Source organism: Mucilaginibacter sabulilitoris (genome assembly GCF_034262375.1).
GTDB lineage: Bacteria > Bacteroidota > Bacteroidia > Sphingobacteriales > Sphingobacteriaceae > Mucilaginibacter > Mucilaginibacter sabulilitoris.
Window position 1 is genome coordinate 6,890,671 of the sequence record NZ_CP139558.1, and the last position, 24,618, is coordinate 6,915,288.

Consider the following 24,618-nt stretch of genomic DNA (forward strand, 5'->3'; position numbering starts at 1 on the left):
AAAAAGGGGTAATCTATGCATGCATCAGATCGCCGGCTTCATCATGCGGAGAGTGCTGCCAGGTGGTCACAAAATCGCTTGCCATATCTTTAGGTTGCATGGCTGCAATAGTATATTTACTTTCTTTAGCATCGTTAACGCCGGCAATAAATGCCCAGTTGCCCCAGTTGCTGGCCGGTGAATAATCTATCAGCTTTTCTTCAAAATAAGCAGCCCCACGGGTCCAGTCGGCATGAAGGTCATGTACCAGGTAAGTGGCTACTATTTGTCTGCACTGGCTGCATATGTAGCCCGTAGCGTTAAGTTCATGCATACAGGCATCAATAAACGGAACACCTGTTTCGCCATTGGCCCACTTATTAAATTCGAGTTCATTGGTGGCCAATGCCTGCGTTTCTTCCTCGGCGGTTTTAGCCTTGATAAACTTTTGTCCGTGTTTTTTAAACATGAACCTGAAATAATCACGCCAAAGCAATTCCAGTTTTAGCATACCGGCACTTTGCGCGGAGTTATCCTGATGATGTTTAACTATTTCCCAATAAACCTGACGTGGCGATATACAACCCACTGCCAGCCATGGCGATAACTTTGAAGAATTACCAGAGTTGCCGTTACGCTGGTTTTTAGGTTTAACAACCTGCTCGCTTTGCGAAAAATATTTATGCAGCTGCACTAAGGCAGCGGTTTCGCCACCTTGAAAATGATTAGTGGCACGCTCGTCATCAACCGGTTCATCTAAACCCAATTGCTTCAGGGTAGGTAATTCGCCGGCATCAGTAATTTCAGGGGTTATAATACTTTCGGGAGTAGGTACACAGGGGCGAACATTACTGTCGCGCTCTACTTTCTTTTTAAATACCGCGAAGCTATCAGGAATATCCTTGATCGGAAAGGGAAGATCTTCTTTATGATACATTGTATGACCGATAAAGTGTTTCAGGTTAAGCTTCAATTTCCACAAGGCCGCCTCCACCTCTTCAGATATGCCCGTTTCTTCGTAAGCCACTTCCCGGTGATGATATACCTCATTCACCTGGTACTCTTCGGCAAGCTGTAGCAATATCTCGGCAGGGTGCCCGGTCCTGATGATTAGTTCGGCACCATAGCCTTGCAGATTCTTACGCAAATCTGCTACTGCCTCTAACAGGAAACGGGCCCTGAAACTCCCGGTTTTCGGAGTGCCCGACCCGGTACGTTGAAAATAATAAGGATCAAAACAATATACTGGTAATACTCTATCAGCTTTACGAACAGCCTCTAACAAAATTTCGTTATCGTGTATCCGCAAGTCATTTCTAAACCAAACCAATATTGTCTTTTCGCTCATAGTTAAACAGGGTGTTAACTCAACTTAATGCAGAGCACAAATTTGCAATTTATTTGTGTCCTAAACACACTTTAATGCAATTTTTGACATCGTCTCAACATTTTTACTGTTTTTCAGACAGTTTTAACGGCCTTTAACTAATGGGATTCCTATCAGTTAAAAGCCCTGTTTCAACAGATAAATATAAGGTATATTAATAAAAATACAATATATCCTTATTTATCGGTTTTTATTTTGGCCCGGATAATCGAGTCTTTCTGCGCCGCACTAAGCTTGTAATTAAACTGAGACAATGCGCCTTCAAAATCACCGTACGACGGATTAGGTATTACAATATATTTATTTCCAAAGTCTTTTTGCAGTTTTTGTGTTGCTGCTGTGCGGCTTTCCTCAGATGGATGATTATCATATAACATATCAAAATCGGGCAGGTTGTCACCGCAGAGTAACAGCACGTTATGTGTTTTTAGCACTTCCAGCCTGCGCTCTTCCTTACTTGAACTGCTTTGTTTTAGCAGCAGGTGCTCATCGTTAGTATTAGGTAAACCATACCGCTGCAAATTATACAATGTTGCAGCGCGTTCGTTCTCGTTACGGTTGGTAATATAAAAAATGGTAACCCCTTTTGATGCGGCGTATTTTAAAAACGCGGGAGCACCGGGTACAGTATCGGCAATACCTTTATCTGTCCACTGCTTCCAGCTTTTATCGTCATAATCTAAATTTTGCAGGGCGCGTTTAGCGTCGTACGGACTATTATCAAGCACCGTTTCATCAATGTCGGTAATAATGGCGAGTGGTTTGTTGCTTACCTGTTTTACACCTTGGTCAACGCGCTGCCTTGCTATATTATAGGCCTGAAAACATAAAGCCTTGTATTCGGCAGCCCTTTGCTGCCATAACGAAGCCCAAACCTTACCATCATTGCTGATATCGGTGTTAGAACCTGCAGCCGATGCTGTGGTGGTGGTAGTTGTTGTTGTTGATATTTTTTTTGCTGATGAGCAGGCGCCAAGAATTAAAAGGGCCGGTAAGAGATAATTATAGTTTATTTTCATTTTTTTAGAATAGCCCGGTAGATGCCATGCTGAACCTGCTTCAGCACCCCACATACCGGGTGTACAATACGCCGGTGCCTTTTTGAGATTCCGAAATAAATTCGGGATGTCTTCAGACCTTACAGCAGTTCGGGTTTAATTTTGTCTTTAAACTCCTTGGCAAATTTATTCAGTTTTGGCTGGATAACAAATGCGCAGTACGACTTATTAGGATTATCAATAAAATAGTTTTGGTGATATGCTTCTGCAGCGTAAAACTCGCAAGCCGGAGTAACTTGGGTAACTATAGGATCGTGATAAATTTTTTCATCGGTGAGCTTTTTGATCATGGCTTCTGACGCCCGTTTTTGTTCATCGTTATAATAAAATATAGCGGAGCGGTATTGTGTTCCAACGTCGTTACCCTGACGGTTTAAGGTAGTAGGGTTATGTGTTTTAAAGAAAACCAGTAGCAACTCATCAAAAGAAATTACATCAGCATCATACTCCAGATGTATTACTTCGGCATGACCTGTAATACCCGTACAAACCTGCTCATAAGTAGGATTGGTAATTTTGCCACCCATAAAACCCGATGTAACTGATGTTACACCTTTAAGTGACTGAAATACAGCTTCGGTGCACCAAAAGCAACCGTTGCCAAATGTTATTTTTTGGATGTTCATGGTAATTATTAACGAAAATAATACCGATTTGGTTTAAAGGGATTAATGTCATTTTTGAATATGTCAATTAAATTACTAAATTAGTATCTCACGTCCATTTAAACCTTAAATTCATGAAAATTGCTGTATTAATTGCCCGCATTTTGCTGGGCCTTATCTTTATCGTATTCAGCCTGAATTTCTTCTTTAATTTTATACCCATGCCCAAACCTGTCATGTCAGAAAAAGCACAGGCTTTTAGCGGCGGGCTATATGGTTCAGGTTATTTTTTTCAGTATTTGAAAATTATTGAATTGATAAGCGGGCTAGCCATTTTATTTAATCGGTATACTGCATTTTTCCTGCTCGTATTGTTCCCCGTTTCGGTCAATATTTTCCTGTTTCATTCTATTCTGGCCCCTGCGGGAGTACCTATAGCAGCTACTATTATTATATTACACCTGTTTTTGTGTTTTGCTTACCGTAAATATTATTCAAGCTTATTTACGGCAGTTCCTACTTTATAATCAAGCCTTATTTCAATAAAAAACGCCCGCGAGCATGCTCGCGGGCGTTTTTGCTTTAGCAGGATTAAAAAGTCTACTTCACTATTACATAAATATTTATAATTTAGTGTTAAATACACATTTAATCCTAAATTACCAGTTATGCCCCTTATCAAACTCGCTTTACCAAAAACCGGTAAATTATTGTACCTGATTTTTATAGCTACGTTTTTTAGTTTACAGGGTTTTGCACAGCAAGCCCGGCAAAAACTCGATTTTGATAAAGGCTGGCGTTTTAATTTAGGCGACGCCGGTAATGCTCAAAATCCTGCCCTGAATGAAGCAGGCTGGCGCACACTTAACTTACCGCACGACTGGAGCGTTGAGGGTAAATTCAGTAAAGACAACCCGGCCACGGCCGAAGGCGGCGCCCTGCCGGGCGGTATTGGCTGGTACCGCAAAACATTTACCATTCCAGCCGATTCAAAAAACAAACTGGTTTATATTGATTTTGACGGTGTTTACCAAAAAAGTGATGTGTGGATAAACGGGCACCACCTGGGTTTCAGGCCAAACGGTTATATATCTTTCCGATACGAGCTTACACCTTACTTAAACTTTGGCGGTAAAAATGTAATTGCGGTTAAGGTTGATAACTCCGTACAGCCAAACTCCCGCTGGTACTCCGGCTCGGGCATCTACAGGAATGTGTGGCTGGTTACTACCAATAAAATCGCCATCGATCATTGGGGTACTTATGTGACTACCAGCGATATAGACGAAACATCGGCAAAAGTTAATCTAAAAATCAGCGTAAAAAACAAAGCAGGTTCAAATGAGCCGCTTGTTTTAAAAGCATCAATTTATGATGCTGCCGGTAAAGTTGTGTCGGCCGTAAGTACAAGCGCCACAAACACCAATTTACAGGATACATTATTTGAAACATCTTTCAAGTTTACCCTTAAATCGCCCCAGTTATGGTCGGTAGAAAGACCCTATTTATATAAAGTGGTTACGCAGATTATCAACGGCAGAAATGTGATTGACGAATATACCACTCCCCTGGGCATCCGCTATTTTAATTTCGACGCTGATAAAGGGTTCTCCTTAAATGGTAAATCCATGAAAATCCTGGGCGTATGTAATCATCACGATCTGGGCTCATTGGGTGCCGCAATCAATACCCGTGCTTTAGAACGCCAGTTGCAGATATTAAAAGCGATGGGCTGTAACGGCATCCGCACCTCGCATAATCCTCCCGCGCCAGAACTGCTTGATCTTTGTGACAAAATGGGCTTTATTGTAATGGATGAAGCGTTTGACTGCTGGGACTGGAAAAAGGCTAAATATGATTATCACCTGTTTTTTAAAGAATGGCACAAACGCGACCTGGAAGATCAGATCCTGCGCGACCGCAACCACCCCAGCGTGATGATATGGAGCATTGGTAATGAGATACCGCAACAAGGCGATACCAGTACATTAAGGATTGCTCCTGAACTCGCCGCCATTGTTCACAACCTTGATAATACAAGACCAATAACTACGGCCAATAATCGCCCCGATAGTACTAATAAGATCATCAAATCGGGTGCTATTGACCTCGTTGGTTATAATTATCACGAATTTGACTATGCCAAATTTCACGACCGCTATCCCGGCAAAAAATTCATCGCTACTGAAACCACCTCGGGTCTGGAAACACGCGGTTACTATGATATGCCATCGGACAGTATCAGGATATGGCCCGAAAGATGGGATAAGCCATTTACCCGGCCGGGCAACAATGTTTCGGCGTATGATAATGTGCGCCCGCCATGGGGATCAACCCACGAGGCCACCTGGAAAGTGATGAAAAAATACGATTTCCTGTCGGGCATGTTTGTCTGGACCGGTTTTGATTATTTAGGTGAACCAACCCCTTACAGCTGGCCATCGCGCAGTTCATATTTTGGCATTGTTGATTTGGCGGGCTTTCCTAAGGACGTATACTATATGTATCAAAGCGAATGGACCGATAAACCGGTGCTCCATATTTTTCCGCACTGGAACTGGCAAGCCGGAAAAACAGTTGATGTTTGGGCCTATTATAATAATGCCGATGAAGTGGAGCTTTTCCTGAATGACAAATCATTAGGCACCAAAAAGAAAACCGGCGATGATTTGCATATCATGTGGCGAGTAAAATTTGAACCAGGTACACTAAAAGCAATATCGCGTAAGGATGGCAAGGTTGTTTTAACACGCGAAATACACACCGCCGGACCTGCTGCCAAAATTGTGCTTGTTGCCGATCGTAACCTGATCAACGCAGATGGTAAGGACCTGTCATTCATTACCGTAAAAATCATGGATAAAGATGGCAACATATTACCCGATGCCAACAACCTGGTCAATTTTAAAATTAACGGTGAAGCATTTATAGCCAGCGTTGATAACGGCGATCCGGTTAGTCATGATTCTTTTAAGGTAAATTACCGCAAAGCTTTCCATGGTTTGGCTCTTGCCATTGTACAGGCAAAAGACAAGGCCGGTAACATCAAGTTTACAGCTACGTCAAAAGGGTTGCAAAGCGCATCGATGGTTATAAAAAGTAAATAATGGGATTATAAAACAGATGACGTCATCCTGAACTTGTTTCAGGATCTCACAGGGCTGGTTAAAACTTGCTTGTGAGGTGCCGAAACAAGTTCGGCATGACTTTAGTTTAGCAGTCCCTACTTTTTTAGTATCCCCTTTTCTACGCTGTCGTCAATCAATGTTTTGGCAAAATCCCATAAGGTTTTTGAGCCATGCTCAATAACGCTTTTCTTTTGTACCACCTGATCATATTTCACGTTATGCTCCTGCCAGGTGCCGCCGTTGTTTGATACATTTTGCAGCAGGGGTTCCAGTCTGTCCATAGCACGGGCAAATTTAGCCTCGGCTGTTTCGCCGGCCTCAAACTCCTCCCACACGGCAATTAACTCTTCGGCTTGCTCTGGTGGTAACAGCCCGAAGATCCTTTCAGCCGCTTTGCGCTCCGCCTCTGTATTGGTGTGGCTTATGGCCGTATCGTATAAAAAAACATCTCCTGCATCTATTTCAACCACATCATGTATCAGCAGCATTTTAACAACTTTCAGCGTATCAATGGGTTCGTTGGCATGCTGGGCCAAAATAATGGCCATCATGGCTAAATGCCAGCTGTGCTCGGCATCGTTTTCATTTCGGTCGCTATTAAAAAGGCGGGTTTTACGCTGGATGTATTTTACCTTGTCTATTTCGTGGATGAAGGCCACTTGTTTTTGCAGATGCTCAAAATTCATGTTATGTATGTTAAGCACTACAAATATACCATTAATAAAGAAACAGGATGTTGCTTACTTTGTTAAGCCATTAAGATAAAAACAAATAATGTTATCACGGGCTTAATATAGCAATCTATCCGTATTAACAATAATACTCAGATACTCAATAACCTAAAGTGATTGCTTAAATATTACTGCCCTGCAATGGCATAAGTTGTATTTATTTCAGGAAAAAATCCTGTAACTTGGATGCATATAATTAATTATTGAATAATTGCCGCTGACCTATGACCGTAATAGAAAACGAATATTTAAAAGTAGCCATTGACCTTAAAGGTGCGCAGCTCAGTTCATTTTTTAATAAGCAAACCAATACCGAACACCTTTGGCAGGCCGACCCAAATGTTTGGCCCTGGCATGCCCCTAACCTGTTCCCGGTAGTGGGCGGCTTAATTAATAACCAGCTTTTGGTTAACGGCGAGGCCTACGAAATGGGAAGACATGGCTTTGCAAGACAATCGGAATTTATTTTGCTCGAAGCTGATGAAGTATCGGCAAGTTTCTCACTTCCGCACTGTGAAAAAACATTGCAAGTTTATCCTTATAAATTTGATTTCCAGGTTTTGTACACGCTTATTGATAATTCATTGCGAATAACCTACAAGGTGATCAATTTGGATAAAAAAACAATTTACTTTTCTGTTGGCGGTCACCCTGCTTTTAATGTACCTTTTAACAAAGGCGAAAAGTATGAAGATTATTACCTGGAATTTGAAACCGACGAACATTTAGAAGCGCAAATGTTATCATCAGGAGGTTTTTTTACCGGCGAAACACACCCGGTACTTACACCCGGCAATAAATTATATTTAACACGCCAATTGTTTGATGCCGATGCGCTTGTTTTTAAACAACTAAATTCAAGAATGGTAAGTATTAAAAGCAATAAGCACGATCAGTCATTATCAATAGAGTTTCCTCATTTTAATTACCTTGGTTTATGGGCCAAACCAGGGGCCGATTTTGTATGTATTGAACCCTGGCTGGGATGCGCCGATACCGAGGGACACCAGGTAAATATTGATAAAAAAGAAGCTATACAATCCCTGCATGCCGGCCATGTTTTTGAGGCCCCATACTTTGTAAGTGTTTAGGCAGGGTTTTTGTAATATATAATTACATAGCAATAAAACATTTTAATAATTTTTTAACTTACCATATTTAAACAATAACACTTATAAAATAATTACTATGAAAAAGAAAATCTATTTAATCGCCCTTACTATGCTGCTTTCAGTTGGTGCATTTAACAGTTACGCGTCAACTGTTACCGATGGCGCTTTAACTGCGCTAACCAAAGAGCAAATAGCCACCATGACCACCGAGCAGAAACAAGCCCGTGTTGAAGAAATTAAAACCAGGGTGAACGAAATAAAAGCCATGAAAAAATCTGAGCTTACTAAGGAAGAACGCAAGGAATTGCGTACCGAGCTCAAAGGCTTAAAACACGAAGCAAACGCTTTAGGTGGTGGCGGTGTTTACCTTTCTGTAGGCGCCATTATCATTATTATTTTAGTACTGATCCTGATACTGTAAGTAAATTATACTTTACAATTCAACAAAAAGGCACTTAATAAGTGCCTTTTTTCGTTAGTTAGCATGATGTCATCAGAACCTACCAAACGATTCTCAAACCGGGTAAACGATTATGTTAAATACCGCCCGGGTTATCCTGCCGAAGTAATAAGTACGCTGCAACAAGAGTGTGGCTTAAACCAGAATAGTATTATAGCCGATATTGGTGCAGGTACAGGTATCTTTACCGCCTTGCTTTTAACACAAGGCTATAAAGTTTATGCCGTTGAACCCAATGGCGATATGCGCCAGTCGGCCATAGAGCAATTGGGGGGCAATGAAAATTTTATACCTGTAATTGGAACTGCCGAGGCCACAACATTGCCCGACAGTAGTATTAACCTTGTAGTTTGCGCGCAGGCTTTTCATTGGTTTAGCAATAGTAATACGCGTGCTGAATTTAACCGGATACTGGTTAAAGATGGTTACGTTGCCTTAATATGGAATAACCGGCTTGCCAATGCGGATGAGTTTGCTACTGAATACGATGCGCTTTTAAAACTGGATAGTATTGACTACAATAAAGTAAACCACCAGAACATTAGGGACATTGATTTTAAAGGCTTTTTCAGGGATGGTAATTATAAGGTGATCAGGTTCCCCAATCTACAGGTTTTTGATGAAGACGGATTGATAGGCCGGGCTTATTCATCATCATACGTACCTGCAAAAGATACCGACGCGGGTAAAGCTTTTTTGAAACCTTTGAAAGAACTCTTTGAAAAACATAATAAAAATGGCAAGGTAAATTTCCATTATCAAACAGAAATCTACCTTGGCCGGGTTTAATATTTATTGTTAGAACAGTCCTAACTGACCTTTATCATCCATCTCGATATCATCGGGATTGGTGATCTCAAAATCTACCTTTTTGTGTGTTTCTTTGGGTGGTTCTTCCGGTTTTTCCAGTTCCTCGGCAGAAGATTCTACAGGCTCAGGTTTAGTTTCCTCTGGTTCAACTTGTTTTGTTACCGGCTCAGCTTGCTTTTGTTTTATTGGTTCAGGTTTTGCCGGTTCTGTCGTCCCCTCTTCTTCATCGGCAGATTGATCGATCTGTTCATCTATACTTGCCTCATCTTCTTCTGTTATTTCAGGTTCAGCATCAACAGGTTCTTCAGCGCTGTCTGCCAGCAATTCAACAGATCTTACCGGAAACTGCGACAGGCGGTTACCCATAGCCTTCATACCTTTTACATCTATCAGTTCGGCCAGGTTAATTTCTATGGTTTCGGGGGTTTGGTCTTTACCTTTCAGTTGAACCACACTTACCTGCGGAGCTTCATTTGCTATCAGTATCAATTTTGAACCGGGTTCTTCACTAATAATGCTTACCTGTTTGCCCAGCGCTACATTTTCAAATGAGAAGCGCTTCACCATATAGTTTTTCGATTTACCATCGAGGTGGATAACCGAATAAACCTTTTTAGGATCGTACTTCTCAATCCTGATCATTTTATCATCAAAATGATTATTTAGGTCAAAACTGGTGAGTTCGTAAATACCATTACTCAATACGTTTAGTATACGATCATCGCCATCAAATTCGCCCAGATATTTACCACGGCTATCGGCATTCAGGCGTTTTAAAATATCATCATACCAAATTTTCCTACCAGCCAGTGTTGATATACCCTTGGTTTTAAGAATGATCTTTTTAACCGGGTATTTGGTAATGATGTTACCCATTGAGCCGCGGCCCTTAATGGCCAGCATGGCAAAATCTTCGTCAAACTGCAGTTTCTTTAATTTGGAATGTGGTTTAAGCTGCACGTTCACCACCTCGGCCTCTCCATTTGGATTGGCGCTAAAATAAAGTACTCGGGTACCTTTTGTACCTTTGGTTAAATCGTATTCCTTATCGCGGGTTACCCCCACTACCGAGAAACGTTTAATATAACTGATACCGCTTGTACCGTCTTTATAGATCATGTTATACACCGTACGCTCATCATTCTTTTTAAATACGGCCACATGTATAATTTCCTTACCCACAAAAACTTTATCCTGTACCTTGGTAATGATGCAGCGTCCATCAGCGCGGAAAACAATGATCTCGTCGATATCAGAGCAATCGCCTACCAGTTCATCTTTCTTAAGGCCGCTTCCAATAAAACCATCCTCCCGGTTAACATATAGTTTTACGTTGGCCAGGGCAACCTGCGAGGCTTCAACCCTGTCAAAAGTGCGCAGCTCGGTTTTACGGCCACGATCTTTACCATACTTTTCCTTCAGTTTTTCAAACCAGGCAATGGTATAATCGGTAAGGTGTTTAAGGTGATGTTTAACTTGTTTTATTTCGTTTTCAAGCGTTTTCATCAGCTCATCTGCTTTTTTAACATCAAAGCGGGTGATGCTGCTCATTGGCTTGTCAATCAGTTTTTTATAGTCATCGGGTAATATCTCCCGGTAAAACTGCGGAAAGAAAGGCTCGAACAAACGGTTCAGTACTTCCAATACGGTTTCAAAATTACCCGAGCCTTCATAGTCGGGATTTTTGTACATCCCCTCCTGTATAAATATTTTCAATAACGAACTGAAGAAGATCTTTTCCATCAGTTCCTTTAGCTTGATCTCCAGTTCCTGTTTTAACAGATCTTTTGTAAAAAAGGTACTTTCACTCAGCATGTCGTTCACGCTCATGAAGCGTGGCTTATCATCCTGTATTACGCAGGTATTGGGCGAAATAGACACCTCACAGTCTGTAAAGGCGTACAGCGCGTCGATAGTTACATCGGGCGATATGCCGGGTGCCAGGTGAATAATGATCTCGACATTCTGAGCGGTATTATCCTCAATTTTTTTAATCTTGATCTTGCCCTTATCATTGGCCGATATCACACTATCAATTAAACTGCCGGTAGTAGTAGTGAACGGGATTTCGGTAATAGCAAGTATTTTTTTGTCACGCTCCACAATTTTAGCGCGTACCCTCACCTTTCCTCCCCGTTGCCCCTCGTTGTATAATGAGGCATCGGCCATACCACCTGTAGGGAAATCGGGTAGTAAATTGGGCCGTTCACCTTTTAGTACAGCTATAGATGCGTCAATCAGCTCAATAAAGTTATGCGGCAATATTTTAGTAGCCAAACCCACCGCTATACCTTCGGCTCCCTGTGCCAGCAACAAAGGGAACTTTACCGGAAGCGTAATAGGCTCTTTGTTACGGCCATCATAACTGGCCTGCCAAACGGTGGTATCGGCATTAAAAACAACATCCAATGCAAATTTCGACAGGCGCGCCTCAATGTAACGCGGAGCCGCGGCCGAGTCGCCGGTTACCGGGTCGCCCCAGTTTCCCTGGCAGTCAATCAGCAGGTTTTTTTGCCCTATTTGTACCATGGCATCACCAATGGATGCATCACCATGCGGGTGATACTTCATGGTATTACCTATAACGTTGGCCGCTTTGTTAAAACGCCCATCATCCATCTCCTTCAGCGAGTGCAGGATACGGCGTTGCACCGGTTTTAAACCGTCATTTATATGCGGTACGGCACGGTCAAGAATTACGTAAGAGGCATAATCAAGAAACCAGTTTTCATATAACCCGTCGAGTGAGGTAACATTATGTAATTTTTCTTCATTATTGGCGGGTATATCGTTTTGATTCAGATCTTCACTCATTATATGCTAAAAACTAAAAGACTTTTGGATGGGTAAAGATAAAAAATAATGCGTGGATGTGCGGAGGGGCAGTTTTACACATTTTATATTTTGTTAACAGCCGCTCAGGGTTTCAGGTCAAGATCATTACAGATAAACAGGTTATAATTGCTATCGATATTTAACACTTTGCCTTCCAGCACACTTTGACCGGCACTTGCGGGGTTATTGCCATGCCCGAATGGCCAGCTGCCACTTGTATCTGTAATTTTTATCCCGGCGGTGCCCGCCAGGTTTAGTCCAAAATCGGTACAGTTATTTTTATTGAGGTTATACTTTTTCTGATCGTAATCCTTTATCACCTGTAATATTTTTCTAAACTTTCTTTCGGATATGAACTTGCCAACGGTTTCGTCCCAGCCATGCAGCTCATCATCTTTGAAAACCGATTTTGTAGTTGGGAACAATGGCGTGGCCGACAAAAAATGATCTTTTTTGGGATAAAAACCAAACGATCTTGATACCGATGTAGAATCGGCATTATACTTAATCAACGTTATGAAGGTGTGCCCCACCTTACTCAGCTTCACAAAAATTTTTCGCTTGCCGGAAACGGGCTGCGATATATGGATCAGCAGTGCATAAGCCATCGCCTTTTTACCATCATCAAAGGGATCGGTAATATTACATACCTCTTCGGGCTTTGATTTTATTTCATGACCAGTATAAGCATAGTTATTAGTATCGGCAGTTAATAGTATCTGTTCATCACGATTATTAATAGTCAGCAAACGGTTTACCGAGGTGTCTGTACGGGTATTTAGCAATGCTATTGAGGTATCCTGAGGCGGCGTATTATAATAGTTGCTCAGCGTTACGGTATCTGTTATATGAATATCATTGTTCCCATCGCTCTGCAATGTTTTAAAGTAACACTTCATGGCAAGAGGGTACATTTTAAGCCGGGCAAATATATTGGCCAGATGGAAATAAAATTTGTGGCTCCGTTTCTTTTCAGTTGTTACGCTTTTATACCTGCCTTCTTTAAAAAGGTTTACAACAGGTTTAATCGCGTGTTTTTTTCCGTCAGCATCAAGATCGGCTACCTTTTCAAAATAGACATCTTCATCAAACGCGTCGGCATTAGCCTCGTTATCAGCAGGAATACCGGCCTTTTCAAAATTATTTGCGGTAATAGAAACGTTGCGTAGCCTTGCCGAATCTGTTTGCCCGGATGCATACTTAACAACAGGCTGCTCCTGGGCATAAAGCGGTAACTGAAACGATAGCGATATAATAGTGCTATAACCTATCCATCGTAATAATGCGTTCATTTAATTGTGGGTTTGGTTGAGCAAAATGGTTATTAAAACAAAAAGCCCCTCAAAATACTGAAAGGCTCAACAACAAATATTGATCTGCATTTTTTTATGTCGTTGCCTTTATAATAAACCCATTACTACAACACTTAACGTTACAGGCAGTATTAAAGGTATGGACAGCAAATGAAATCATATTAATACAAACATATAAAAAATAGTCTACAAATTTAGTAGTTATTTATTCAAAGAAATTTGTACACTTGTTCATCACTCATTTTAATTCATGAATACTTACGCTTTAATTACCGGGGCAAGCAAAGGCATAGGCCGTTCCATAGCAATGTTACTTGCCAAAAAAGGGTACCCGGTTTTACTGGTTGCCCGTGCCGAAGACGAGCTAAAAGCGCTGGCCCAGGAAATTACCGCGCTTTATAAAGTACAGGCAAACTGGTTGGCTGTTGACCTTTCTACGAATGATGCCGCTCAAAAAGTACGTCAATGGAGTACCGAGAATTCATACCCCGTGTCCATACTGGTTAATAATGCGGGGTATGGCATTTGGGGTAATTTTGAAAGTGTGGATATAAACGGACAGCTAAACATGATCTGCCTGAATATAAATGCATTAATAAAGCTTACTCACCTTTTTATAAGCGAACTAAAACAACAGCCACAAGCCTATATTTTAAATGTATGCAGTACCGCCGCTTACCAGGCGGTACCAACGCTGGCAGTATACTCGGCAACAAAGGCTTTTGTATTATCATTTAGCCGGGCATTACGTTACGAACTGAAAGATTCAACAGTATCTGTGAGCTGCCTGAGCCCCGGACCAACCGATACAGGCTTTGCACATCGTGCCGGTCTGGACGCGCTGGCCGACCTTGCTGCCAAGTTCAATATGCAACCTGCGGAGGTAGCAGCCCTTGGGCTTAAAGGCATGTTTAATAAAAAAGCTGAGATTATTCCCGGCTTTTTAAATAAGCTTTCTGTAGGTGCCGCGCGACATTTGCCTAAAGCGCTTATTGAGAAAATAGGTGGCGATCTGTATAAAAGCAAATAGATTTTCACCCTCCATAAAATATTTTTCATAATTATTTGTTTTTCAAAATCATTTACTACATTTGTATTGTCTATTAAATCTATAGAATATATATAATTAAATAATTGACAACTCACATACATACCAATAGCGCACTGATGCGAATGCCTTTCCCTAAAAAGGTGATGGTTTGTTGTTGTTGATATTTTATTACTCCAAAGCATTTCTGCAAATACAATTACCCGCTATAGCATAGCCGGGCTGCTCTCAATCATTATTTACTGTTTATAATTCTTCAAATGAGTACTGCATATAAAAAATTTATTTTAGGCAATAAGCTTACCGCCGAACAACATCAGTTTTTTAACGAGCATGGTTTTATTCACTTTAAAAACTTCATAACACCCGAAACCGTTAGCGCTATCACCAAAGCATCGGAGCAGGTTCAGGACAAATGGATCAAGAACGAGGTGGCCAAGGTTAATGGCGTACCTATTAAATATGGTAAGGATTTAAACGGCGAACGCATAGTACAAAGGTTCGCGTTCATTAACCAGCATCACCCGGTGTTTTCAGAGTTTATCCAGGATCCGCGCTTTAATACTTTACTTGACCTCATTGGCTCAGGGGCAAGACTGGGAACCGATGAAAAAGACGGTATGGTGTTTAACCATTATGTAAACAGCGAAAATAGTAGCTTTACCAAAATGGGCTGGCACACCGATGGTTTGCGCGATATTTTTCATGGCCAGAAACTAAACCCAATGCTTAATGTGGGTATACACCTGAGCACCCTGAAACCAGAAAATGGAGGACTGCGCATACTACCCGGCACCCACAAACAGGGTCTTTACCAAATGCTGTTTAAAAAGAAATACTTTTTAGATAATGATGCCGATGAAAACGAACTGGCCATTACCCCCCAGGCCGGCGATCTTACTATACACGATGGTCGCCTTTGGCACCGTGTAGCACAATCGACGGTAATTGGTGAGGCCAGCAGGCGTAGGGTAATATACATTCCTATAATTGCGGGTAAGTATGCACCCAAAGACGCTGATAGCCCTACTGTGTTTTATCAAAAATTTGCCGGCTTAGTTAAATAAATAAGATGCTTATACTTTTATTATTCAGCTATTTGGCACGTACAGGAAAACTTGCTCCGATACAAAAAATGTTTATTCGGTTTAAATATTATTATAAAGGCAGACGCGCTGCATTCGTGCGTATTTAAGGTTAAATAAATAATATGAAAAAACTCATTATTTTAATCTACTAAATAGATGGATTTAATAGATTAATATTATATTTGCAGCAGATGGTTTGTAAATGGTGGTTCATTTTATAACTGTGTCGCAGGCGCTGGTTCGGCAGCACGAGGATGGTTCGACTCCATCCCCTGCATCTCTCCTCTCTCATATTTATGTTTTATAATTGGTTAAAATCAGAGTTCCTGCCCATCAGGAGCTCTTTTTTATTGATAGCCCTTTAAATTAACAGTTTCATAAAAATATATTTACTTATTAAAAAAATTTAAAAAGTGCTTTAAATTGAATTTAAGTTTTATTAAGTTTGTAACAATAATGTACAACATATTATTCAACGGAATTTACTTTAATCTCATGTCGGTGAGATCGAAAAGGTTTTGTTAATTGGTTTGATAAAAATCCTCGCCTCGGTGGGGGTTTTTTGTATAGTGATCTTTTTAATTCAACATATAGTATAAAACACAGGTTCTTAGAAAATTATGGCCCGATTAAATTTATTGGAAGAGACCCGGTACGAGAAGCTGCCGGTAAGCGTTTATGATAACCAGCAGGTGGCATCCGTGGCGGTGGCCGCAAGGATTGCTGCTTTGATCCGCAGCAAACAAAGCAAGGGACAAAAAGCCGTTTTAGGTTTGGCTACCGGCGTTACCCCCATTGGCGTGTATGCCGAACTGGTGCGGTTGCATCAACAAGAGGGCTTGTCTTTTCGGGATGTGATCACTTTCAACCTCGATGAGTATTATCCCATGAAGCCCGATGCGGCCCAAAGCTATGTCACCTTCATGTACGAGAACCTGTTCAGCCATGTGGATATTGATAAGGCTAATGTGCACATACCCGATGGTACCCTGGAACAGGATGCCGTGGCGGCTTTCTGCCTCGAATATGAGCACAAGATCGAAGCTCTCGGCGGCCTCGACCTCCAGATCTTAGGGATCGGCCGTACCGGTCACATCGGGTTCAACGAGCCGGGCTCTGCACCCAATTCGGGTACCCGCCTGGTGACTTTGGATGATTTGACCCGCAATGATGCTTCCCGTGATTTTGGCGGTAAGGCCAATGTGCCTACCAAGGCCATCACCATGGGTATCGGCACCATCTTCAAGGCCCGCGAGATCATCCTGATGGCCTGGAGCAAAAAGAAGGCCCCTATCATCAAGAAAGCCGTGGAGGGCGAAATGTCGGGCGATGTTCCGGCTACTTACCTGCAGCTGTCCGATAACGTGGAGTTTGTACTGGATGAGGCCGCCGCTTCCGAGCTCACCCGCTTTGATACGCCATGGTTAGTAAAAGACTGTTCCTGGGATGACAAGGTTTTAAAGAAGAAAGCCGTGATCTGGCTGGCCGATACCATCGGCAAGCCGGTACTGAAGCTCACCGAGGAGGATTACAACAACCATGGTATGGCGCAGTTAGCCGTAGAGCAGGGGCCGGTGTACAATATCAACATTGATATTTTTAATAAGATACAGCATACCATTACCGGATGGCCGGGTGGCAAGCCCGATGCGGATGATTCGCAGCGCCCGGAAAGGGCTTTACCAGCCAAGAAGCGTTCCATCATCTTTTCTCCACACCCGGATGATGATGTGATCTCCATGGGGGGTACGTTTATCCGTTTGGTGGATCAAGGACATGATGTACATGTGGCTTACCAGACTTCGGGCAATACCGCCGTGTGGGATGATGATGTATTGCGGTACATGGAGTTTGCCATTGACTTTACCAACAGCATTGGTGAGGACACCGGTCACCTAAAAAAACTATACGAGGAAATGAGGGCTTTCTTCCCGCAGAAACAGCCCAACCAGATCGATACCCAGGAGATCCGCAACGTGAAAGGGTTTATCCGCAAGACCGAGGCCATCTCGGGGGCCCGTTACGCGGGGTTGCATGATGACCATATCCATTTTATGGCCCTGCCTTTTTACGAAACGGGTAAAACCAAAAAGAATGCCGTGGGCGAGGAGGATATCCTGCTGACCATCGAACTGCTGCAACAGGTGAAACCCCAGCAGATCTTTGCGGCCGGTGATTTTGCTGATCCGAACGGCACGCATTTGGTATGCTTTAAAATTATCCTGGCTGCTTTGGACCGTCTGAAGGGCAAGGAGGCCTGGGTGGAGGATTGCTGGCTCTGGATGTACCGCGGGGCATGGCATGAGTTTGAAACTTATGAGATTGAGATGGCCGTGCCTTTATCTCCCCAGGAGGTCATCCGCAAGCGCAATGCCATCTTCAAGCACCAGTCGCAAAAGGATCGTCCCGTGTTCCCGGGTGATGATGCCCGTGAGTTCTGGGTGCGCGCCGAGGACCGTACCCGTGACACCGCTCAGCGCTATGACCGCCTTGGCCTCGCTGAATATGAGGCCATGGAAGCGTTTGTAAGATATCGGTTTTAAAAGTTATACGTTGTACGTAATGCGTTGTACGTAAAAGAAGCCGTCTCATAAGTCAATTATGAGGCGGTTTTTTTATTTAGAGCGATTTAGATAAGCTATTAGGGAAGGCGGACTGTGTTGGTTTGTTCTGTTTTTTGGATTGGTTCAGCTGTCTTTGGGGAGATAAAAGCCTTTTTCTCAGGCTTTCCATTTTCTGAGGTTATGAGCGATGGATAATAACCCTATTTCTACCTCTGTTTTGGACATTCCTTTCAACAGGAATCGTCTGAAACCATGATTGTGCTTCAGTTGTGCGAATACCGGTTCCACATCGGCGGGTCTTCGTTTTCGGTATTTGATGCCCTGTTCTGTATTCAATCTTTCCGTCGCTGCCTGTTTATGTTTTCTCAGACTGTGGTTGATCTCGACGATCCGGTTGCCGGGGTTTTGGTGGCATACGCCCCGCATCGGACAGCCTTCACAGTTCTGCGCCTGATAGCGGCTGATCAACTGCAGAAAACCTGAAGAAGTTATCCGCTGACCGTCGCCAACATGGTGCATGCGCTGGCCCATCGGGCAGGTTAGATAGTTATCCGCTTCGTTATAATGCAGACTATCGTTACTGAATGCTTTGATACCTTCTTTTTGTTCCTTGTCGAACGTATTGTATTTGATATAAGCTTCAATACCTTTTTGCTGCAGCACACCATAGTTCTCGTCCGAGCCGTAACCTGCATCGGCAACGACGGCTTTTGGCTGTTCTTTATAAAGGGATTCGTACTGTTCGATATGTGATGGTAGCGTTTGGTAATCGGTCGGGGTCTGGTGCAGCGTGTAATTGAGAATGAACTGCTCTTGGGTGGAGATCTGCAGGTTATAAGCAGGCTTGAGTTGCCCATTCAGCATATGGTCTTCTTTCATCCGCATGAACGTGGCATCCGGGTCCGTCTTTGACATACTGTTACGCCCAGCCAATAACTTTTCCTGTTCATCATATTTGGCCAGGTTCTCCGGCCAATGCTTTTTTGCATAGTTCAGCTTTTGTTTTACTTTCCCCGCCACGTCTTCCTTATCCTCCAATGCCGCGTTGATCTTTGAGATCGTTTCTTTCACTTTCTCAGGGTTGATCTCGCTGTATTCCAGCGGTGCGGTGTCTTTGAGTTCTTCAGCAGCAATACTTTGCGCATAGCCCCATAACTCATCAAGCTGGGCTTTCATCTTCTCTTTACTGTTCTTTATGCTTTTACCCCATACAAAAGTGTACTTGTTCGCCACCGATTCGATCTTGGTGCCATCAGTGAAAACGGCCTCCTTCAATGATACAATTCCTTCCTGTTGTAATAAAAGAACGATCTGTGAGAATATCTGCTTTAGTACCCCTGATAGCTTTTCACTGCGAAAACGGTTGATGGTATTGTGGTCGGGCTTTTTCATGCCCAATAACCACATGAAGTGAACGTTCTGTGCCGCCTGGTCTTCCAGTTTACGTGATGAATACGTATTGGTCAGATAACCATAAACCAGCAGTTTCAGCATCAGCCGGGGATGAAAACTCGACGCGCCGCCGCCTTTGTACTTCCGGTTGAGTGGCTTGACATCGACCGCGTCAACCACCTGTTTAACTATCCGTACCGGATGACCCGCCGGTACCAATTCTTCCAGTTTATACGGTAAAAACGTTAACTGGTCCGGATCATATTCCTTAAAGACTACCTTGCCTCCCATGCCTTTAAGATACACAAAAAACCGCCCCATATTTGACTTATGAGACGGCTCCTTTTGTTTTCACCAATTTGTCATCCTGAGGAACGAAGGATCTATTCACAAACATGAAGTCGCTTAACAGATTCTTCGTTCCTACCCATGACATAATAATTTAAGCAGGCACAAGTTTCATATTTAATTCAAGGGCGAGTCTTTCTAATCGCCTTTGTTTCTGTTCTTTAAGAATGTTCTCATACGAGTGAAGGCCCTTCTCTACAAAGTCGGCGCCTTTTACGATTAAACGCCAGTATTGAGCAGCCAGTTTTCTGGCTGTAGCTTTAATAGCTATCGCGGGGCCTTTTCTACCCCTTAATCTTCTTGCAAATGAACCCCAGCCGATATACTTGCTGTTCAATAATCCATGGGCCATCTGTTTGAATATTTGCCCAACGGTCGGCTTACCCTTGCTTTTACTTTTGTTTTTCTTTCCTGAACGGTCATGCCCCGGCGATAAACCAAGCCAACTGGTGAAATGTTTTTCACTTGGCCATCGGCTAAGATCCGAACCTACCTCTGTGTATAACTGTAACCAGTTGTAATCTGTAATACCCGGGAGTTTGGTCGCGTCTTTACCATCAAATATCTTCAACAAGTGATCCCCCAGATTATCGATATTAGGTTGGTTGTGACGGATCGCTTTGCGTTTCCCGCCGCTTATTCCCGGCGGTAGGCTCTTGTCCCTGTTGATCCGCTGTAAAACACGATCAATCTGACTGTCGCATTCCTGTATCTGACCCTGATAAAAACCATAGCCCTTATAGGCCTGACCCAAGGCAAAAAGCCCCTGGGCTGTATAATGGCCCTGCAAGGCCTTCAATAGTTCTTCTCCTTTATTCTCCCTGATCTTTTTATGGCACAGTGAAAACAACTTATCAGGATCACGCTCACCCTGCAGTATCGCATCGATCAACGCCATGCCGCTTACTCCATGGACCTGGCTTAATACCTCCGGCAAACGGATATTCATTTCTATCAGTGCCTTCTGCATGTGTTGAACATGCATGGCCGCACTCCGAAGGTGATCCTCCCGAAGACGCTGATAACTACGCAATTCTTTGATATGCCCCTCTGAAACATAACAGCGGTTCAGTAAACCATAGCTATGCAACTGCTGTATCCACTGGCAATCCTTTACATCTGTTTTTCTGCCTGGTAACTGCCGTGTCTGCCGACCGTCAACAAGCCACACATCTAATCCCGCATCCAAAAGAATATCATAAAGCACATACCAGTAAACTCCTGTCGCTTCCATGGCTACCGTACTTACTTTATGCTCCAATAAATAATGCTTAAGTGATACCAGATCACTGGTGAAAGTTTCAAACGAACGAACCGGCTGACTTTCAAGCCCCACGAATAGCTTACGGGCGCCTATATCTATGCCCGCTGCATGAAAATGCATCTTTTCCATCCTTATAATCTTTTTTAAGAAGCCGTGCCCGAAGGAGTTTAAAGAAAAGACAGGCTACCCATCGGACAAATCACTCTTGTAAGGATCGTACCATACCTTCAGACTCTATGCTTCAGAACCATACTCAGCAACAGGCAATAAGCACTATAACTTGATCGGACACACTGCACGGCTCAGCAAAGCTATGTCATTTCTCCTTCAGAGGCCAAGGATTTAATCACTCAGAATGACACACAGCTTTTGTTTATCTCCCCTTTAGGGGTTGGGGCTTACAATCCTATTCTCCCGTTCACCAGTTCAATGATTTCCGTTTCCAACGCAATAACCTTGCGTTCAATTTCATTGCCCTTGTAAATAATATCTACTACAAAATCTTTGTCCTTATATCCCGAAGCGTTGACCTTTACATTCATAAAGGCACCAAGTACAGCGGTTCGGGCACAGAGTGCCGCTACACCAGCATCGGTCACAGAATTAGGGTTGCCAATTTCAACCATCGCTTTAATTACTTCCATGCTGTTTAACGCGGCCTGCATCACCTTGAAAGGGATTTCGATAGCGTATTTAGTGGCCTCCTGAATGGCCTTGTCCCTTGTGGATTTCTCCTCATCGGTAGATTTTGGCAGGCTAAAAGATTCCATGATACGATTAAACGCCAGGGTATCCAGATCAACCAAACCAAGCAGCTCATCTTTATAACCCTGTGCCTTTTCGGCCCAGGTACTAAATTCTTCCCAACGGCTATCCCAACCTTTTTTGTGCGAACTCAGATTAGCCACCATACCGGCCAATGAAGCGCCCAATGCACCTACATAAGCAGAGATTGAACCCCCGCCCGGCGCAGGACTTTCGCTGGCTGTTTCATCGGCAAAATCGGTGAGGCTCATGCTTACCAGTTTGCTGGTGGCTTTATCTTTTAATAAATATTCAATAATACGCTCCTCCGGAATAAATGGCCCAAGCTCATCCAGTCCCATTGATTTGATGGCGATTTTGATAAGTTCTTTTTCGCTTACGCCTACAGATCGTTGCTGCTTACGCAGAAAATATTTACCCGCATCAAGCATAGCCTTAAGCGGGATCAAACCTACCAGTTCACTGCCGGTTACGCGGATGCCACGCTCGTTGGCTTTGGCGCAAACTTCATCGAACGCTTTATGTACCGGGGTTACTTCAATATTGGTAAGGTTCATGGATATTTGTGCCACGCCGTATTCTTCAATATACCAGCCAATAGCCTTTACCGCCTTTAATGAACCCGGTATTGTTTTAGCTTTGCCATTTTCATCGGTAACAATTTTTCCGGTCGCCGGATCGCCCTCACGCAGGGTACGGCCCGCTTCGCGTACATCAAAGGCAATAGCGTTGGCCCTGCGGGTTGATGTAGTATTGAGGTTTACATTATAAGCTACCAGGAAATCACGTGCACCAATAACTGTGGCACCGCGCTTTGCATCATTTTCGGCCGGACCAAAATCTGGCGCCCATTCCGGCAGTTTAATCTTCTTAAAAAACCCTTCATACTCTCCTGCTCTGATCACCGACAAATTGCTGCGGCTTTTGTTGGGCTGGGCCCGCTCGTATAAATAAACCGGGATCTGCAATTCTTCCCCAACCCGTTTAGCCAACTGGCGCGCATATTCAGCGGTTTCTTCCATACTGATATTACTGATCGGTATCAGCGGACAAACATCTGTTGCACCCATCCGCGGATGCTCACCTTTTTGCTTGCTCATATCAATTAGTTCACCGGCTTTTTTTATTGCGCGAAAAGCGGCTTCAATAACCCTTTTGGGCTCTCCCACAAATGTTACAACAGTGCGGTTAGTGGCCTTACCGGGATCGACATTCAGCAGGCGAACACCTTCTACAGATTCCACTTCATTGGCGATCTGTTTAATGACATCAAGGTTTACTCCTTCGCTAAAATTGGGTACGCATTCTATTAGTTGTTGGCTCATTGGTTCAGTAGTTTATTTGTTCATTGGTTTTGGGTAACAAGATATAATCAGCGAAATCATAATAATCTTAATAAATCAGCGGTCGTCCACACCTTATCCGGCTTCAGTTTCCCTTGCTGGTATAATATTTCGCGGTAATCATCGCATGGGTAGGCCTGCATATCTGCAAGTTTACCTTTGGTCAGGATACCGCGGTCATTTAGTTTTAGTGCCGATGCGGCCCTGAAGGTTAAACCTGCAAATACCTCAGCAGCGCACAGCTTTTCGGATGCAGCCATTACTGCGGCCTGCATCAATAAATCGCCCATCGGGGCCGAGCCGGGGTTCCAGTCGCTGGCAATGGCGAGGCAGGCTCCGGCATCCAGCAATTTACGGGCAGGCGCGTAAACCATGCCCAAACCCAACGACGCACCGGATAAAGTTACAGCAACTGTGTCTGATTTTGCCAGCATATTTATTTCATAATCGGTACTGGCCTCCAGGTGATCGGCAGAAACAGCCCTTGCTTTGATAGCCGTTTCGCTGCCCCCTGTAGTGAATTGATCGGCATGAACCGTTACCTCAAAACCCATCTGTTTGGCTTTGGCGAGGTAATTTAAGGCATCACTCGTATTGAAAGCGCTCTCTTCAACAAATATATCCACACGGTTTGCAAGGCGCTGTTGTTTAATAACCGGCAGCAAATTTTGTAAAATATGGTTCAGATATTCCTGGTGCATACCATTAAAATCTTTAGGCAGCATGTGTGCGGCAAGGCAGGTGGGGATGAGAGTGGTATGGGTTTTATCTGCCGCTGCTTTGATGGCCTTTAGCTGTTTTAGTTCAGCATCAATGCTTAACCCGTAGCCACTTTTAATTTCGATAGTAGTTACCCCTTCGGCCAAATGACGTTGTATGCGTTTTAATAGCAGCTCTGTTAGCGTGGCCTCATCAGCAGCACGGGTTTGGGTAACCGAATCCCAGATACCGCCGCCGGCTTTGGCGATTTCCAGGTAGGTTTTACCCGCAGTACGCAGCGCATAATCCTTTGCCCGGCTGCCTGCGAAACAGATGTGGGTATGGCAGTCGACAAAGCCAGGCAACACTACATGATCACCGGTTATTTCTTCTATTTGGGCCGATGGGTTTGCTGATCTTAGTTGCTCAAAATCCCCCACAGCGGCAATCAGTCCGTCCTCAACCAATACCCCTCCCTGCGGGATGATATGTAATTGTTCATCCTTCAAAGCGCCCTTTAACGAGAGTTCTGTAAGCGGCAGTATTTGTGTGAACGGACCTATCAGTTTTTTCATTTTGCATGTATATTTCAATGGCTGTCATGCTGAGCTTGTCGAAGCATGGTGGGCAGGCTTCTGCGCGCAATCCTTCGACAGGTTCAGGATGACAGTACTAATTGAGTTCACTTT

General features: G+C 43.4%; 18 protein-coding genes. 8 read left to right on the plus strand and 10 right to left on the minus strand.

The genetic code is table 11. From position 1 onward, the window contains the following. Positions 1 to 13: 13 nt before the first annotated feature. The 3 genes from SNE25_RS29105 to msrA form a co-directional block, all read right to left on the minus strand. Entirely contained in the window at positions 14 to 1,327 is a 1,314-nt protein-coding gene (locus tag SNE25_RS29105; RefSeq protein WP_321562518.1) for a DASH family cryptochrome, read from the minus strand. A 215-nt stretch (positions 1,328 to 1,542) separates the two neighbouring features. Then, positions 1,543 to 2,385, minus strand: coding sequence for a 5'-nucleotidase, lipoprotein e(P4) family (locus SNE25_RS29110; protein WP_321562519.1), 843 nt, complete (start codon positions 2,383 to 2,385; stop codon positions 1,543 to 1,545). Between the two features lie 119 nt (positions 2,386 to 2,504). Beyond that, positions 2,505 to 3,050, minus strand: a complete 546-nt coding sequence (gene msrA, locus SNE25_RS29115) for a peptide-methionine (S)-S-oxide reductase MsrA (RefSeq protein WP_321562520.1) — start codon at positions 3,048 to 3,050, stop codon at positions 2,505 to 2,507. Between the two features lie 113 nt (positions 3,051 to 3,163). Here msrA and SNE25_RS29120 point away from each other — a divergent pair, with 113 nt between their 5' ends. Beyond that, positions 3,164 to 3,556, plus strand: coding sequence for a DoxX family membrane protein (locus SNE25_RS29120; protein ID WP_321562521.1), 393 nt, complete (start codon positions 3,164 to 3,166; stop codon positions 3,554 to 3,556). 141 nt (positions 3,557 to 3,697) lie between these two features. Further along, positions 3,698 to 6,136 carry a beta-galactosidase GalB gene (galB, locus tag SNE25_RS29125; protein WP_321562522.1) on the plus strand — a complete coding sequence of 813 codons (2,439 nt, stop codon included), beginning with the start codon at positions 3,698 to 3,700 and terminating at the stop codon, positions 6,134 to 6,136. A gap of 116 nt (positions 6,137 to 6,252) precedes the next feature. On the opposite strand, the gene SNE25_RS29130 is transcribed toward galB, so the two are convergent. Continuing rightward, positions 6,253 to 6,843 (minus strand): HD domain-containing protein, encoded by a 591-nt coding sequence (locus SNE25_RS29130; RefSeq protein WP_321562523.1) that lies wholly within the window; start codon positions 6,841 to 6,843, stop codon positions 6,253 to 6,255. A gap of 269 nt (positions 6,844 to 7,112) precedes the next feature. On the opposite strand from SNE25_RS29130, the gene SNE25_RS29135 reads away from it, so the two are divergent. The 3 genes from SNE25_RS29135 (at position 7,113) to SNE25_RS29145 (ending at position 9,249) form a co-directional block, all read left to right on the plus strand. Beyond that, entirely contained in the window at positions 7,113 to 7,979 is an 867-nt protein-coding gene (locus SNE25_RS29135) for an aldose 1-epimerase family protein (RefSeq protein ID WP_321562524.1), read from the plus strand. Between the two features lie 97 nt (positions 7,980 to 8,076). Beyond that, positions 8,077 to 8,421, plus strand: coding sequence for a hypothetical protein (locus tag SNE25_RS29140; protein ID WP_321562525.1), 345 nt, complete (start codon positions 8,077 to 8,079; stop codon positions 8,419 to 8,421). A 63-nt stretch (positions 8,422 to 8,484) separates the two neighbouring features. Beyond that, entirely contained in the window at positions 8,485 to 9,249 is a 765-nt protein-coding gene (locus SNE25_RS29145; RefSeq protein ID WP_321562526.1) for a class I SAM-dependent methyltransferase, read from the plus strand. Positions 9,250 to 9,258: 9 nt separating this feature from the next. Here SNE25_RS29145 and SNE25_RS29150 read toward each other — a convergent pair whose 3' ends face one another. Continuing rightward, the gene (locus SNE25_RS29150) at positions 9,259 to 12,084 is read right to left on the minus strand and encodes a DNA gyrase/topoisomerase IV subunit A (RefSeq protein ID WP_321562527.1); all 2,826 of its coding nucleotides are present in this window, start codon (positions 12,082 to 12,084) and stop codon (positions 9,259 to 9,261) included. Between the two features lie 104 nt (positions 12,085 to 12,188). Then, a complete protein-coding gene (locus SNE25_RS29155) occupies positions 12,189 to 13,397 on the minus strand; it encodes a hypothetical protein (protein ID WP_321562528.1) in 1,209 nt (402 codons plus the stop codon). Between the two features lie 271 nt (positions 13,398 to 13,668). On the opposite strand from SNE25_RS29155, the gene SNE25_RS29160 reads away from it, so the two are divergent. From SNE25_RS29160 to nagB, 3 genes are all read left to right on the plus strand, one after another. Further along, entirely contained in the window at positions 13,669 to 14,448 is a 780-nt protein-coding gene (locus SNE25_RS29160; protein WP_321562529.1) for an SDR family NAD(P)-dependent oxidoreductase, read from the plus strand. A 278-nt stretch (positions 14,449 to 14,726) separates the two neighbouring features. Then, a complete protein-coding gene (locus SNE25_RS29165; protein WP_321562530.1) occupies positions 14,727 to 15,533 on the plus strand; it encodes a phytanoyl-CoA dioxygenase family protein in 807 nt (268 codons plus the stop codon). A 641-nt stretch (positions 15,534 to 16,174) separates the two neighbouring features. Continuing rightward, entirely contained in the window at positions 16,175 to 18,097 is a 1,923-nt protein-coding gene (gene nagB / locus SNE25_RS29170; protein WP_321562531.1) for a glucosamine-6-phosphate deaminase, read from the plus strand. A 177-nt stretch (positions 18,098 to 18,274) separates the two neighbouring features. Here nagB and SNE25_RS29175 read toward each other — a convergent pair whose 3' ends face one another. The 4 genes from SNE25_RS29175 to hutI form a co-directional block, all read right to left on the minus strand. Next, the gene (locus SNE25_RS29175) at positions 18,275 to 19,801 is read right to left on the minus strand and encodes an IS1182 family transposase (protein WP_321566266.1); all 1,527 of its coding nucleotides are present in this window, start codon (positions 19,799 to 19,801) and stop codon (positions 18,275 to 18,277) included. Between the two features lie 151 nt (positions 19,802 to 19,952). Then, a complete protein-coding gene (locus SNE25_RS29180) occupies positions 19,953 to 21,251 on the minus strand; it encodes an IS110 family RNA-guided transposase (protein WP_321562532.1) in 1,299 nt (432 codons plus the stop codon). Positions 21,252 to 21,520: 269 nt separating this feature from the next. Further along, on the minus strand, positions 21,521 to 23,212 hold the full coding sequence (gene ftcD, locus SNE25_RS29185) for a glutamate formimidoyltransferase (protein WP_321562533.1): 1,692 nt from the start codon (positions 23,210 to 23,212) through the stop codon (positions 21,521 to 21,523). Between the two features lie 56 nt (positions 23,213 to 23,268). Then, a complete protein-coding gene (gene hutI / locus SNE25_RS29190; RefSeq protein ID WP_321562534.1) occupies positions 23,269 to 24,504 on the minus strand; it encodes an imidazolonepropionase in 1,236 nt (411 codons plus the stop codon). Positions 24,505 to 24,618: the final 114 nt, after the last annotated feature.